We start from the raw sequence: 13192 nt of genomic DNA, 5'->3' as shown, positions 1-13192 counted from the left end.
CAGCGGGTAGGCTAGACGATGCGCTCGCGGATCGTGTGCCTCGGCAGGGAGCAGGTGCGCGGTCTCCGGGACCACAGGCGGAGCTTCATCATGATCTCACTTGGTGATTGTTCGTTGTGCCCGGCGGCGGATCCGCTGGCGCGAACAGGTCACCGCGGCCCACGTCCGCGATGACAACCCACCGACCGGAGCAACCGCCCACATGACGAGCAGCATCGAGGCCCCCTCGAGCGCCACCAAGGTCACCGTCGACGATCTCGGTTCAGAGGAGGCTTTCCTCGCCGCGATCGACGAGACCATCAAGTACTTCAACGACGGCGACATTGTCGAAGGCACCGTCGTCAAGGTCGATCGGGACGAGGTCCTGCTCGACATCGGCTACAAGACCGAGGGCGTCATCCCCTCTCGGGAGCTGTCGATCAAGCACGACGTGGATCCCGCCGAGGTCGTCTCGGTCGGTGACCACATCGAGGCCCTTGTCCTCCAGAAGGAGGACAAGGAGGGGCGTCTGATCCTCTCGAAGAAGCGCGCCCAGTACGAGCGCGCCTGGGGCACGATCGAGAAGATCAAGGACGAGGACGGCGTCGTCCGCGGCTCGGTCATCGAGGTGGTCAAGGGTGGCCTCATCCTCGACATCGGGCTGCGCGGCTTCCTGCCGGCCTCCCTGGTCGAGATGCGCCGCGTGCGTGACCTGCAGCCGTACGTCGGCCGCGAGCTCGAAGCCAAGATCATCGAGCTGGACAAGAACCGCAACAACGTGGTCCTGTCCCGCCGGGCCTGGCTGGAGCAGACGCAGTCCGAGGTACGCACCGAGTTCCTCAACAAGCTGCAGAAGGGCCAGGTCCGCAAGGGCGTCGTCTCCTCGATCGTCAACTTCGGCGCGTTCGTCGACCTGGGCGGCGTGGACGGCCTGGTGCACGTCTCCGAGCTGTCCTGGAAGCACATCGACCACCCGTCCGAGGTCGTCGAGGTGGGCCAGGAGGTCGAGGTCGAGGTCCTGGACGTCGACCTGGACCGCGAGCGGGTCTCGCTGTCGCTGAAGGCGACCCAGGAGGACCCGTGGCGCCAGTTCGCCCGCACCCACGCGATCCAGCAGATCGTGCCCGGTAAGGTCACCAAGCTGGTGCCGTTCGGCGCGTTCGTCCGGGTCGACGACGGCATCGAGGGTCTGGTCCACATCTCCGAGCTGGCCGAGCGCCACGTGGAGATCCCGGAGCAGGTCGTCCAGGTCGGCTCCGAGGTCATGGTCAAGGTCATCGACATCGACCTCGAGCGTCGCCGGATCTCGCTGTCGCTGAAGCAGGCCAACGAGGGCTTCGTCGAGGGCGAGGAGCACTTCGACCCGACCCTCTACGGCATGGCCGCCACCTACGACGCCGAGGGCAACTACATCTACCCGGAGGGCTTCGACCCGGAGACGGGCGAGTGGCTCGAGGGCTACGAGAAGCAGCGCGAGACCTGGGAGACGCAGTACGCCGAGGCGCGTCAGCGCTGGGAGGCGCACCAGAAGCAGGTGCAGACCTCCCGCGCCGCCGACGCCGAGGCCGCCGCCAACCCGGCCCCGGCCACCGGCACCACCACCACGACCAGCCCGGCCCCGAGCCGGCAGGCCGAGGAGCCGGCCGGCACCCTCGCCACCGACGAGGCGCTCGCCGCGCTGCGGGAGAAGCTCGCCGGCGGCAAGTGACCCGACGCAGTCCGGGTCGCCGCGCAGCGGCCGGGCGCAGTCACTGAAAGGGCCCCGTCCCCCGCGATCGAGAGATCGCCGGAGACGGGGCCCTTTCCCCACCCCGGTCGCGATCTTGCAGTTTCCGCCCCGACGTGAGCCGCGAAAGCCGCGTCTCGCGGGCACGAAGTGCAAGATCGCGGGAGGGAGGGGGCGAGGGGGAGCGGCGGGTTGGCGGGGTGGGGCTTGATCCGGTTGACTGGTGCGGTGCTGAGGGTGGGACTGACCGGCGGAATCGGCTCGGGCAAGAGCGCGGTCGCGGGCCGGCTGGCGCAGCGGGGCGCGGTGGTCGTGGACGCCGACGTCGTCGCCCGTGAGGTGGTCGCGCCGGGCACGGAAGGCCTGGCCGAGATCGTCGCCGCGTTCTCGGACCGGGTGCTCCGCCCGGACGGCGCGCTCGACCGGGCCGCTCTGGGCGCCGTGATCTTCGCCGACGCGGGGGCCCGGCGCACCTTGGAGGCCATCACCCACCCGCGGGTACGGGCCCGCACCGCCGAGCTGGTCGCCGCGGCACCGCCCGACGCGGTCGTCGTCAACGACGTGCCGTTGCTGGTGGAGGTCGGGCTCGCAGCCACGTACCACCTGGTGCTCGTCGTCCAGACGGCCGTGCCGACCCGGATGGAGCGGCTGACCCGCGACCGGGGGATGGACCCGGCCGAGGCCCGGCGGCGCATCGCCGCCCAGGCCGACGACGCTCGTCGCCGGGCGGCGGCGGACGTGGTGCTGCTCAACGACGGCACGCTCGCCGAGCTGCACGCCGCGGTCGACGCCCTGTGGGCGGACCGGTTGCTGCCCTACGAGGCGAACGTCCGCGAGCGGCGGGCGGTCCGCCAGACCCAGGTCCAACTGTCCGAGGCCGATCCCACGTGGCCGCAGCAGTACGCGCGTCTCGCCGCCCGGATCCGGCACGCCCTCGCACCGGCGGACCTGCGCATCGACCACATCGGCTCGACGGCCGTGCCGGGGCTGGCGGCCAAGGACGTGATCGACATCCAGCTCACGGTGCCGCGCCTCGACGACGCCGACGGTCCGCTCGCCGAGCGCCTCGCGGACGCCGGGTTCCCCCGGCTGCCCGGGCAGTGGTGGGACACGCCCCGGCTTCCGGGTGGGGACCGGTGGCCGAAGCGGCTGCACGGCAGCGCCGACCCGGGCCGGCCGGTGAACCTGCACATCCGCGAGGCGGCCTCACCCGGCTGGCGCTACGCGCTGCTGATGCGGGACCACCTGCGGGCCGACCCGGACCAGCGGTCCGCGTACCTGCTGCTCAAGCGTGAGCTGGCGGCGTCCGCGCCGGACAGCGCCGCGTACACCACCGCCAAGGACCCGTGGTTCGACGAGGAGCACCTGCGCGCGGAGGAGTGGGCCGGGCAGACCGGCTGGCGGCCCTGACCGCTCAGCGTCGGGCGGTGGCGCCGGCCAGGCGGGGCACCGGTCCCGGCACGAGGTCCAGCTGCGCCCACGTGCCCGCCGAGGTGCGCAACTCCAGCCGGTGTGGGAACCCGGCCCGGTCGAGCCAGTACCGCACCGCTGCGCCCGGCGCGGCCACCTCCACGACGTCGAGAGCGGTTCCGCCCAGCCGCTCGCCCCGGATCCGCTGCGCCGAGCCAGCGGGAACGGCGACCGCCGTACGCAGCGCGGTGTCGACAAGCGCGGTGAGCCCGTCGGACGGGGCCGGCGCCCAGCCGCGCGCCGGTGCCGGTAGGGGCGGCTCTCCCGGCGTCGCGACCTCGACGGGGCCCGGCACCTGGACCTGGGTCGCGCGGCCGCCGTCGTGCCGCAGCAGCGTCTGCCGTCCCGGCGCGTCGAGGTCGGTGAGAGCGAGGTACGCGCTGCGCCGGCTCCAACTGATCCACCCCGTCCCGGTCAGGTTCCGGGCCGGCGCGAGGGGAGCGGCGAGCGTGGCTCTCGCCCCGGCGGCAGCGCGCAGCCGGGCGGGTAGCGCCTCCAGCCGCCGCCGTTCGGTCGGGGTGAGCGCCCGCGGGGTTCCGGGCCGCCCGCCGAGGGCCTCCACCGGGCGCAGCGTGGGCCGGTCGGTGCGGTTCACCTGCACGGCGACCGGGCCGACACCGGCCAACCGGACCTCCAGGCGGTGCAGCCGGGCGTCGCGGTCGACCCACCAGCGTGCGGGCCCCGCCGTGCCGGGGGGAGCGCCGGGGCCGGCCGTCGGCAGGGGCGCGTCGAGGACGTCCACCGGCCCGGCCGCCGCGTCGGCTCGCCCGGTCCAGCGGGCGGCGTCCGGTGCGGGTGGGTCGGGCCGGTCGGCGGCGAGCCCGAACAGCAGGTCGAGGAGCGGCGTGAGGCGCCCGTCGGCGGGCAGCGCGGCCCGGCGCCACCCACCGGTGGGCGGCACCAGCGGTGGGGAGGCCGGAGTCGGTACGGCAGCCGGGTCCGGGCGAAGCAGAGCCACCCCGGGTGTGGCCTGGAGCAGTCCCCGTTCGGCGCCGGCGCCCGGACCGCCGATGTCCAGGTAGACCAGCGGGCGGGACCAGTCGACCCAGCCGATCAGCTCGGTGCGCCCGGCCCCGGTGCCGGTCGTGACGTGCACCCCCGCCCGCAGGTCGCGGTAGTTGGTGACGCGCACCGCCGCGAGGCGGGTCCGCTCCTCGGCGGTGAGCGCGCGGTGCGGCTCGGACCGGTCGGGCGCCCAGCTGAGCCCGACGACCAGGGCGGCGGCGGAGGTCGTGGCCACCGCGGCGAGTGCGCCGAGGACGGTGCGGCGGCGACCGGTGACGACCCGGGGAAACTGGCCGGTCTGGGTGCCGTCCGGCAGCGGCCGGTGCGCGGGCGGCGCGGGGATGGCGGCGGGTGCCCGCCGCCGGCGGCCGACGCCCCACGCCGGTTCCGGCGGACCGGGAGGGCGGCCGCCCTCCCGCGCCGCTTTCTGGGGTCGGGGACGGCGGGCGCCGGGTGGTGCCGTGGCCGCGTCCGGTCGGCGCGGCTCGACCGGCTCCGGCCCGACCGGATCGTCTCCCACCGGGTCCGGCCCGTTCGGGTCCGGCCCGGTCGGTTCCGGCTTGTTCGGATCCGGCTCGTTCGGGTCCGGTCCGTTCGGGTCCGGCCCGGTCGGTTCCGGCTTGTTCGAATCCGGCTCGTTCGGGCGGGGACCGGTGAGCGGCCGGTGGCCGGAGCCGGTGGGCTTGCGGCGGGGACGGGCGGAGGACTCCACGGATGTTGAACGGAACTCACCCGCCGGGGGTGACGAGCAGGGGCGCTCGCGGCGGCCGGTCAGCGCGATCCGCGCGACCACGTCGGGTGCGCACGCCGGAAGCGGGTGCTGCGACCCCTTGTGCCGGGGGCGACCGGCCGTCGAGGGCCGGGCCGCCTGCCCGGTCGGCCGCCGCGAGCGGCCTACGCGAAAAGCGTAGCCCTGTGGGTTGGGGCACACAATGGGAATATCGAAGCCGATCACGGACCGTCGGTAGTGGCACCGGAGTGTCGGACCCCGGGCGTACCGTTGGGGTCATGGCGCTCGACATTCCCCGGCTCGACGGCCGCTTCCAGGTCGTCAGCGAGTTCCAGCCGGCCGGCGACCAGCCGGCGGCGATCGACGAGCTGGAGCGGCGGGTGCGGCACGGCGACCGCAACACGGTGCTGCTCGGTGCGACCGGCACCGGCAAGAGCGCCACCACGGCGTGGCTGGTCGAGCGGCTGCAACGCCCGACGCTCGTCCTGGCTCCCAACAAGACGCTCTGCGCCCAGCTCGCGAAGGAGTTCAGCGAGCTGCTGCCGCACAACGCGGTCGAATACTTCGTCTCCTACTACGACTACTACCAGCCCGAGGCGTACATCCCGCAGACCGACACCTACATCGAAAAGGACTCCTCGATCAACGAGGAGGTGGAGCGGTTGCGGCACTCGGCGACGATGTCGTTGCTCACCCGGCGGGACGTGGTGGTGGTCGCCACCGTCTCGGCGATCTACGGCCTGGGCACCCCGGAGGAGTACCTGGACCGCGCCGTCCGGGTGACCGTCGGCCAGGAGCTCGACCGCGACCAGTTGCTGCGCCGGCTCGTCGACATCCAGTACACGCGCAACGACATGGCCTTCCAGCGGGGCACGTTCCGGGTCCGCGGCGACACCCTGGAGATCATCCCGGCGTACGAGGAGCTGGCGGTCCGCATCGAGCTGTTCGGGGACGAGGTGGAGAAGCTCTACTACCTCAACCCGCTGACGGGCGACGTGGTCCGCGAGGTCGACCACCTGCTGATCTTCCCGGCCACCCACTACGCGGCCGGCCCGGAGCGGATGGAGCGGGCGATCCGCGACATCGAGACCGAGCTGGGCGAGCGGCTGGCCGAGCTGGAGCGGCAGGGCAAACTGCTGGAGGCGCAGCGGCTGCGGATGCGCACCACCTACGACATCGAGATGATGCGGCAGGTCGGCTTCTGCTCCGGCATCGAGAACTACTCGATGCACATCGACGGCCGGCTGCCCGGCAGCCCGCCCCACTGCCTGCTCGACTACTTCCCGGACGACTTCCTCACCGTCATCGACGAGTCGCACGTGACGATCCCGCAGATCGGCGGCATGTACGAGGGTGACGCCTCCCGCAAGCGCATGCTTATCGACCACGGCTTCCGGCTGCCCAGCGCCGCCGACAACCGGCCGCTGCGGTTCGACGAGTTCCTCGAGCGGGTCGGCCAGATGGTGTTCCTGTCCGCCACCCCCGGCCCGTGGGAGCTGGAGCAGGCGCAGGGCGAGTACGTGGAGCAGGTGATCCGGCCCACCGGTCTGGTCGACCCGGAGGTGGTGGTCAAGCCGACCAAGGGCCAGATCGACGACCTCATGCACGAGATCAAGCTGCGCACCGAGCGGGACGAGCGGGTGCTGGTCACCACGCTGACCAAGAAGATGGCCGAGGACCTGTCGGACTATCTCCTGGAGAACGGCATCCGGGTGCGCTACCTGCACTCCGAGGTCGACACGTTGCGCCGGGTCGAGCTGCTGCGCGAGCTGCGCAAGGGCGACTACGACGTGCTTGTCGGCATCAACCTGCTGCGCGAGGGTCTGGACCTGCCCGAGGTGTCGCTTGTCGCCATCCTGGACGCCGACAAGGAGGGCTTCCTGCGCAGCGGCCGGTCGCTGATCCAGACGATCGGCCGGGCGGCGCGCAACGTCTCCGGCCAGGTGCACATGTACGCGGACAAGATCACTCCGTCGATGGCGGAGGCGATCGAGGAGACCAACCGGCGGCGGGCCAAGCAGATCGCGCACAACGAGGCGCACGGGATCAGCCCGGAGCCGCTGCGTAAGAAGATCCACGACATCCTCGACGACATCTACCGCGAGGCGGAGGACACCGACACCCGCATCGGCGGCGCGGTGCGGCAGCTCTCCCGGGGCAAGGCCCCGGTCAAGGAGACCCGCAGCCGGTCCCGGTCCGCCGCCGGGCCGGCCCGGGAGGGGATGGCCCGCGCCGAGCTGGCCGAGCTGATCCAGGAGCTGAACGACCAGATGCTCGCCGCCGCGCGGGAGCTGCAGTTCGAGCTGGCCGCCCGGATCCGCGACGAGATCTCCGAGCTGAAGAAGGAGCTGCGCGGCATGGACGCCGCCGGGGTGAAGTGAGGGCATGAGCGAGCGTCGGCGAGCGAAGTATCAGCTCTGTGCGTCGGCGCCGCACGTGGGCACGCGGCGTAGCGGAGCGCCGTCGTGAGCCCGCTGGACGAGATGGTGTTCGGCGTTCCCGAGGCGCGGCTGCGCCCGTTCGTCGACCACTACCTCGGCTACCGGGAGACGGCGCCGGCCCCGCTGGTCCGCCGGCAGGCGGCCGGGGCCTTCGTCGTGCTCATCCTCGGCTGGGGCGACCCGCTGGACGTCGTCGACCCGCGTATGCCCGCTCGCGGTGCCACCGGCGTGACGTCGTTCGTCGCCGGGCCGTACGACGGCTGGTGCGCCACGTCGACGCAGGGCGTCGGGACGGGTGTGGAGCTGATCCTCACGCCGGTCGCCGCACGCCGGCTGCTCGGCCTTCCGCTCGGTGAGCTGACCAACCGGGCGGTCGCGGTCGACCTGCTTGCCGACCCGTGGCTGGCCCGGCTGCGCGACCGGCTGGCCGAGGAGGCGACCTGGTCCGCCCGGTTCGCGCTGCTGGACCGGGCGGTGGCCGGCCGGCTGGCGGAGACCGCGCCACTGGGACACCGGCTCGGTCACGCGTGGCACCGGCTCGCCCGCAGCGCGGGGCGGGTCGGCGTCGCCCAGCTCGCCGAGGAGCTCGGCTGGAGCCGCCGGCATCTGGCCGTCCGCTTCCGGGAGGAGATCGGCCTGCCGCCGAAGACCGCGGCGCGGCTGCTGCGGTTCCAGCGCGCGTACGCGACCGTGTCGCGTGACGTGCTGCCCGGCCCGCCCGGCGGCGCGGCACCGGTGGGGGAGTGTGCCGGCTGGGCCGAGCTGGCCGTACGCTGCGGGTACTTCGACCAGTCGCACCTGATCCGGGACTTTCGGCAGTTCGCCGGCGACACCCCGGCCGCGCTCGCCGGATCACATTCGTCCAATCCGGCCTGACGCGCGCGGCGGCAGGATCGGGGCATGCGAAACATCTACCCGACCTTCCGGTACCCCGACGCCCAGGCCGCGATCGAGTGGCTCTGCCAGACCTTCGGCTTCCAGGTCCACGCCGTGCACGAGGCGCCCGACGGCACGGTCGCGCACGCCGAACTCGTCTTCGGCGACGGAATGATCATGCTCGGCACCGGGACCGGACCGGCGACCCGGCCGGCGGACGACGACTACACCGTCTACGTGGCCGTGGACGATCTCGACGGGCACCACGAGAGGGCCCGGGCCGCCGGCGCCGAGATCGTCCGTGAGCCGTTCGACACCGACTACGGCTCTCGTGACTACGTGGCCCGTGACCTCGCCGGGAGGGTGTGGTCGTTCGGCACGTACCGGCCCTGAACGGGCGTCCGGCGCACGCGCCAGGCCCGGGGCCGTCGCTTTCCGCGAGCACACTATTGCACTGGGTGACCGTCCTGCGTACTCTCCCTCGGTGGGGAGGCGCGAATGCCGTTGCCAACAAGTCCGGTCATCCGACGTGCGCGACTCGGTGCCGAGCTGCGCCAACTGCGCCGACGCGAGGCGCTCACCCTGGAGCAGGTCTGCGAACGGCTCGGCTGGGCCTCGACGTCGAAGCTGTCCCGCATCGAGCTGGGCCAGAGCCGGCCGGACCTCGCCGACGTGCTCGACCTGCTCGACGTCTACCAGGTGGCGCCGGCGCACCGGGACGCGCTCATCGTCATCGCCCGGGACGCGGCGACCAGCCGGGGCTGGTGGCGGGCGCTCGGCGAGATGGGGGAGCGGCAGCGCACGTACGCCGAGCTGGAGGCCGGCGCGGCGAGCATCGTGGACTGGCAGCCCGCCGTCGTGCCGGGGCTGTTGCAGACCCCGGCGTACGCGCGGCTGCGCATCACCGCGGCCCACCTGGTCGATTCCACAGTGGACGTCGAGGGGGACGTGCGCGCCCGGCTGATCCGGCACGACGTGCTGCGGCGGGAGGACCCGCCCCGGTACACGGCGGTGCTGGCCGAGGCGGTGTGCGACCAAGGTGACGCGCCGCCGGAGGTGTGGCGGGAGCAGTTGCGGCACCTGCTCGATCTGACCGAGCTGGCGAACGTCACGATCCGCCTGCTCCCGCGGGACCGGGTGCCGCGCGGCGGGGTGCAGCCGCTGACGCCCTTCTCCTGCTACGCCTTCCCGGACCCGGCGGATCCCCGCACCGTGATGCTGGAGGCCCTGACCACCGACGTCCGGCTGGTCGCCCCGATGGACGTGGACCGCTACGAACGGCTGACCACCTGGCTGCTGGACGCCGCGCTCACGCCGGAGGAGACCGTCGCGGCCCTCGGCGAGCGGCTGGCCGGCTGACCGGCGACGGCGGATCGGCGCGGCCGCCGGGCCCGGCGCCCCCGAGCCCGCCGGGACCGGCGGCCGGCCACGTGCGACAGCACGATAGGCGGGGGGTACGACAGAATCTCAGGCCGGTACGTCGACGAAGTGCTCGACGAGCGGCGGGTTGGCGAAGTGCGGGCCGATCAGCTCCCGCCACCGGGTGAACCGCTCGGTGGCGCGGAAGTTCTCGTTGTGCGCCTCGACCGAGTCCCACTCGACAAGCAGCACGAACCGCGTTGGGGACTCGACGCCCCGGGTCATCCGCACCGACCGGCAGCCGGGTGTGCCGGCGAGTACCGGGTGCCCCTCGGCGTACGCGGCGGCGAACGCGTCCTCGTGTCCGGGCAGTACGTCGATCAGCGCAACCTCAAGCACCATGTGCGCAGCCTCGCACGTGGGCCCGCGTGGCCGTCGCCCCGGGGGCCGGTTCCCATCCGGCGGGCGGATCCCTAGGGTGATCGCTCGGGAAAGGGGAGCGGCATGATCGACTGGCTCACCGGCACGGCGTTCGTCGTGGCGGGCACGCCGACCACCTGGGCGGAGCTGCTGGGCTTCGCCACCGGGGTGCTCACCGTCTGGCTGGTGGTCCGGCAGCGGATCGCGAACTGGCCGCTCGGCATCGCGAACGTCCTGCTTCTCATGCTGCTCTTCTGGACCGCCGGCCTGTACGCCGACGCGGCGCTCCAGATCGTCTACGTCGGACTGGGCCTCTACGGGTGGTGGGCCTGGCTCTTCGGTGGCGAGCGGCGGACCCGGCTCACGGTGAGCCGGACCGGCCGGGGGGAGTGGTGGGCGCTGGCCGCCGTCGGGGTGGTGCTGACCGGCGTGATCTGGCTGCTGCTGGACCGGGCCACCGACTCGACGGTGCCGCTGCCGGACGCGCTGACCACGGTGCTGTCGCTGCTGGCGACGTACGGGCAGACCCGCAAGCGGGTGGAGAGCTGGTGGCTGTGGATCACCGCCGACCTTGTCTACGTTCCGCTGTACGCCTACAAGGGTCTGTACCTGACCGCCACCCTCTACGTGATCTTTCTCGGCCTGTGCGTGCTCGGCCTGCGGGAGTGGCGCACCGACCTGCGACGCGGAGCGTCGGCCACTGTGACACCGGTCGGCCCGGCGCCGGTGGTGGCGTGAGCGCGGGCACCGCCGCGGACCGGCCGGTGGACTTCCGACACGGCCTGGTGGTGGGGAAGTTCTACCCGCCGCACGCCGGGCACCACGCGTTGATCGAGGCCGCCGCCGCGCGGTGTGCCCGGGTCACCGTGGTGGTGGCGCCGTCGCACCGCGAGTCCATCCCCCTCGACCTTCGCCTGGACTGGCTGCGCGAGGCACACGCGCAGACGCCGTGGGTCGGGTTCGTCGGCGCGTACGACGACCATCCCGTCGACTACGCCGACCCGGCGGTCTGGGATCTGCACTGCGGGGTGTTCCGGGCGGCGCTGGGCGGGGAGCGGGTCGACGCGGTCTTCTCCTCCGAGGCGTACGGTGACGAGTTGGCGCGCCGCTTCGATGCCGTACCGGTCTGTGTGGATCCGGGCCGGCGCGCCGTGCCGGTCTCGGGTACGGCCGTGCGCAGGGACCCGGCAGCGCACTGGGACCGGCTCCACCCGGCGGTGCGGGCGTGGTTCGTCCGGCGGGTCGTCGTGGTGGGCGCCGAGTCGACCGGGACCACCACGATGGCCGCCTCGCTCGCCGCCTACTTCGGCACCGCGTGGGTGCCCGAGTACGGCCGGGAGTTGACCGCGCGCAAGCTGGCGCGGCTGCGGCGGGACCGGCCGGACGCGACGGTGTTCGACGTCACCTGGGACCGGAACGACTTCGTCGAGGTGGTGCGGGAGCAGCAGGCCGCCGAGGACGCCGCCGCCCGATCGTCCGGGCCGCTGCTGTTCTGCGACACCGACGCGCGGGCCACCGCGGTCTGGGAGGAGCGGTACCTCGGTTCGACCTCCCCGCAGGTGCGGGCGGCGGCCCGGCGCCCGGCGCTGTACCTGCTCACCGACCACGTCGGCGTGCCCTTCGACGACGATGGGCTGCGCGACGGGGAGCATCTGCGGGCGTGGATGACCGGCCGGTTCCGCGCGGCGCTCGCCGAGTGCGGCGTGCCGGTGGTCGAGTTGACGGGTCCGCACGAGCGGCGGTTGGCCCGGGCGGTCGCGGCCTGCGACGAGCTGCTGGCTGCCGGTTGGGCACTGGCCGACCCGCTCCTGCCCGCCACCTCCGCCGACCAATCGAGGCTAGCCTCCTAGGACGCCCTACGCGGCGAGCGGGGTCGCACTCGGTCGCGGCGAGAGGTGTCGACGTGGGGAGGGACACCAGCCCCCGGGCTGCGGTCACTGGCCCGATAGGTGAGAATGAACGACGGAGGGGAGTATTCCCCCGCGACGGAGTCGTCAGCACGGTCGCCCACCGCCCCTCGGTGACGTGACCCGGCCCCGTCGGTCGCCGCCTCCGGGCGGTGGCGGAAGAGACCTCCGACAGTCACCAGAGTCAGCGTCGCCGGCACGCCGCGCCCCCTGGGGGGCGTACGGTGTGCCGGTCGTTGCGTGTCTGCCGGAGGAATGAATCTTGGACGTGTCCGGACTGGTGTGGGCGGGGACACTCGTCGCACTGACCGCGATCCTCGTGGTCGACCTGCTGATCATCGGCCGGCGACCCCACGAGCCGAGCGTGCGCGAGTCGAGCATCTGGGTCGGCCTGTACGTCGGGCTGGCCCTGATCTTCGGCGCGGGCCTCTGGTTCGCTTCCGGGCCGAGCGTGGCGGGGCAGTTCTACACCGGTTGGCTCACCGAGTACAGCCTGTCGGTGGACAATCTCTTCGTCTTCGTGATCATCATGGCGCGTTTCGGCGTGCCCCGCCCGTACCAGCAGAAGGTGCTGCTCATCGGCATCGTGCTGGCCCTGGTGATGCGTGGCGGCTTCATCGCCGCCGGTGCCGCGCTGATCTCCCAGTTCTCCTGGGTCTTCTACATCTTCGGCGCGTTCCTGATCTACACGGCGGTCAACCTGGCGCGGCAGGGCGAGCCGGCCGAGGAGGAGTTCACCGAGAACGTGCTGATCCGGTGGAGCCGCCGGGCGCTGCCCATCTCGCGGGACTACGACGGCGCGAAGCTGACCACGCACGAGAACGGCCGGCGGCTGTTCACCCCGATGCTGATCGTGATGATCGCGATCGGCACGACGGATCTGATCTTCGCGCTCGACTCGATTCCGGCGATCTTCGGCATCACCCAGGAGCCGTACCTGGTGTTCACCGCGAACGTGTTCGCCCTGATGGGTCTGCGGCAGCTCTACTTCCTGCTCGGTGGCCTGCTGGACCGGCTGATCTACCTGAGCTACGGCCTCGCCGTGGTGCTCGGCTTCATCGGCGTCAAGCTGGTGCTGGAGGCCCTTGCCGACAACCGCCTGCCGTTCATCAACGGCGGCGAGCACGTCGGCTGGGCGCCGCACATTCCGATCTGGCTCTCGCTGACGGTCATCCTGGGCACGCTGCTGGTGGCGACGGTGGCCAGCCTGGTCAAGTCGTCCCGGGACCGACGCCGGAGTCTGGTCAAGGCCCGCGGCTGACCGCCCTGTCCGCGTGAC

The 13192-nt window shown here is 72.7% G+C and carries 11 protein-coding genes; 9 read left to right on the top strand and 2 right to left on the bottom strand.

Going from position 1 to position 13192, the window contains the following annotated elements:
- Window positions 1–103 precede the first annotated feature (103 nt).
- Both rpsA and coaE read left to right on the top strand, forming a co-directional pair.
- The gene (gene rpsA, locus ABTW87_RS27275; RefSeq protein WP_350653970.1) at window positions 104–1687 is read left to right on the top strand and encodes a 30S ribosomal protein S1; all 1584 of its coding nucleotides are present in this window, start codon (window positions 104–106) and stop codon (window positions 1685–1687) included.
- A gap of 246 nt (window positions 1688–1933) precedes the next feature.
- Window positions 1934–3115: a dephospho-CoA kinase gene (gene coaE / locus ABTW87_RS27270; RefSeq protein WP_350653968.1), complete on the top strand. Its 1182-nt coding sequence runs from the start codon at window positions 1934–1936 to the stop codon at window positions 3113–3115.
- A 4-nt stretch (window positions 3116–3119) separates the two neighbouring features.
- Here coaE and ABTW87_RS27265 read toward each other — a convergent pair whose 3' ends face one another.
- The gene (locus ABTW87_RS27265) at window positions 3120–4523 is read right to left on the bottom strand and encodes a hypothetical protein (protein ID WP_350654004.1); all 1404 of its coding nucleotides are present in this window, start codon (window positions 4521–4523) and stop codon (window positions 3120–3122) included.
- A 665-nt stretch (window positions 4524–5188) separates the two neighbouring features.
- Between ABTW87_RS27265 and uvrB the strand changes: the two genes are divergently transcribed.
- The 4 genes from uvrB to ABTW87_RS27245 all read left to right on the top strand — a co-directional run bounded on the left by uvrB (window position 5189) and on the right by ABTW87_RS27245 (window position 9586).
- Window positions 5189–7291, top strand: coding sequence for an excinuclease ABC subunit UvrB (uvrB, locus tag ABTW87_RS27260; RefSeq protein ID WP_350653967.1), 2103 nt, complete (start codon window positions 5189–5191; stop codon window positions 7289–7291).
- Window positions 7292–7375: 84 nt separating this feature from the next.
- Complete coding sequence (locus ABTW87_RS27255; protein WP_350653966.1) at window positions 7376–8227, top strand: helix-turn-helix domain-containing protein; 852 nt, start codon at window positions 7376–7378, stop codon at window positions 8225–8227.
- A gap of 24 nt (window positions 8228–8251) precedes the next feature.
- Entirely contained in the window at window positions 8252–8620 is a 369-nt protein-coding gene (locus tag ABTW87_RS27250) for a VOC family protein (RefSeq protein ID WP_350653964.1), read from the top strand.
- Between the two features lie 105 nt (window positions 8621–8725).
- On the top strand, window positions 8726–9586 hold the full coding sequence (locus ABTW87_RS27245) for a helix-turn-helix domain-containing protein (protein WP_350653963.1): 861 nt from the start codon (window positions 8726–8728) through the stop codon (window positions 9584–9586).
- A 108-nt stretch (window positions 9587–9694) separates the two neighbouring features.
- Here the strand turns inward: ABTW87_RS27245 and ABTW87_RS27240 are convergent, their stop codons facing one another.
- A complete protein-coding gene (locus tag ABTW87_RS27240; RefSeq protein ID WP_350653962.1) occupies window positions 9695–9988 on the bottom strand; it encodes an antibiotic biosynthesis monooxygenase family protein in 294 nt (97 codons plus the stop codon).
- Window positions 9989–10090: 102 nt separating this feature from the next.
- Between ABTW87_RS27240 and pnuC the strand changes: the two genes are divergently transcribed.
- The 3 genes from pnuC to ABTW87_RS27225 all read left to right on the top strand — a co-directional run bounded on the left by pnuC (window position 10091) and on the right by ABTW87_RS27225 (window position 13174).
- Entirely contained in the window at window positions 10091–10744 is a 654-nt protein-coding gene (pnuC, locus tag ABTW87_RS27235) for a nicotinamide riboside transporter PnuC (protein ID WP_350653960.1), read from the top strand.
- On the top strand, window positions 10741–11856 hold the full coding sequence (locus ABTW87_RS27230; RefSeq protein ID WP_350653958.1) for an AAA family ATPase: 1116 nt from the start codon (window positions 10741–10743) through the stop codon (window positions 11854–11856). The genes pnuC and ABTW87_RS27230 overlap by 4 nt, the downstream gene beginning before the upstream one ends.
- A 319-nt stretch (window positions 11857–12175) precedes the next feature.
- Complete coding sequence (locus ABTW87_RS27225) at window positions 12176–13174, top strand: TerC family protein (protein ID WP_350653957.1); 999 nt, start codon at window positions 12176–12178, stop codon at window positions 13172–13174.
- Window positions 13175–13192 lie beyond the last annotated feature (18 nt).

The organism is Micromonospora sp. NPDC126480 (assembly GCF_040302465.1).
Lineage (GTDB): Bacteria > Actinomycetota > Actinomycetes > Mycobacteriales > Micromonosporaceae > Micromonospora.
The sequence above is the reverse complement of the archived record's forward strand: the minus strand, read 5'-3'. Positions and strand labels throughout refer to the sequence as shown.

What these genes read in the sequence shown, in the direction of transcription:
- pnuC (WP_350653960.1), top strand. Translation starts at nt 10,091, where the DNA reads ATGATCGACTGGCTCACCGGCACGGCGTTCGTCGTGGCGGGCACGCCG.
- uvrB (WP_350653967.1), top strand. Translation starts at nt 5,189, where the DNA reads ATGGCGCTCGACATTCCCCGGCTCGACGGCCGCTTCCAGGTCGTCAGC.
- ABTW87_RS27240 (WP_350653962.1), bottom strand. Translation starts at nt 9,988, where the DNA reads ATGGTGCTTGAGGTTGCGCTGATCGACGTACTGCCCGGACACGAGGAC.
- ABTW87_RS27245 (WP_350653963.1), top strand. Translation starts at nt 8,726, where the DNA reads ATGCCGTTGCCAACAAGTCCGGTCATCCGACGTGCGCGACTCGGTGCC.
- ABTW87_RS27250 (WP_350653964.1), top strand. Translation starts at nt 8,252, where the DNA reads ATGCGAAACATCTACCCGACCTTCCGGTACCCCGACGCCCAGGCCGCG.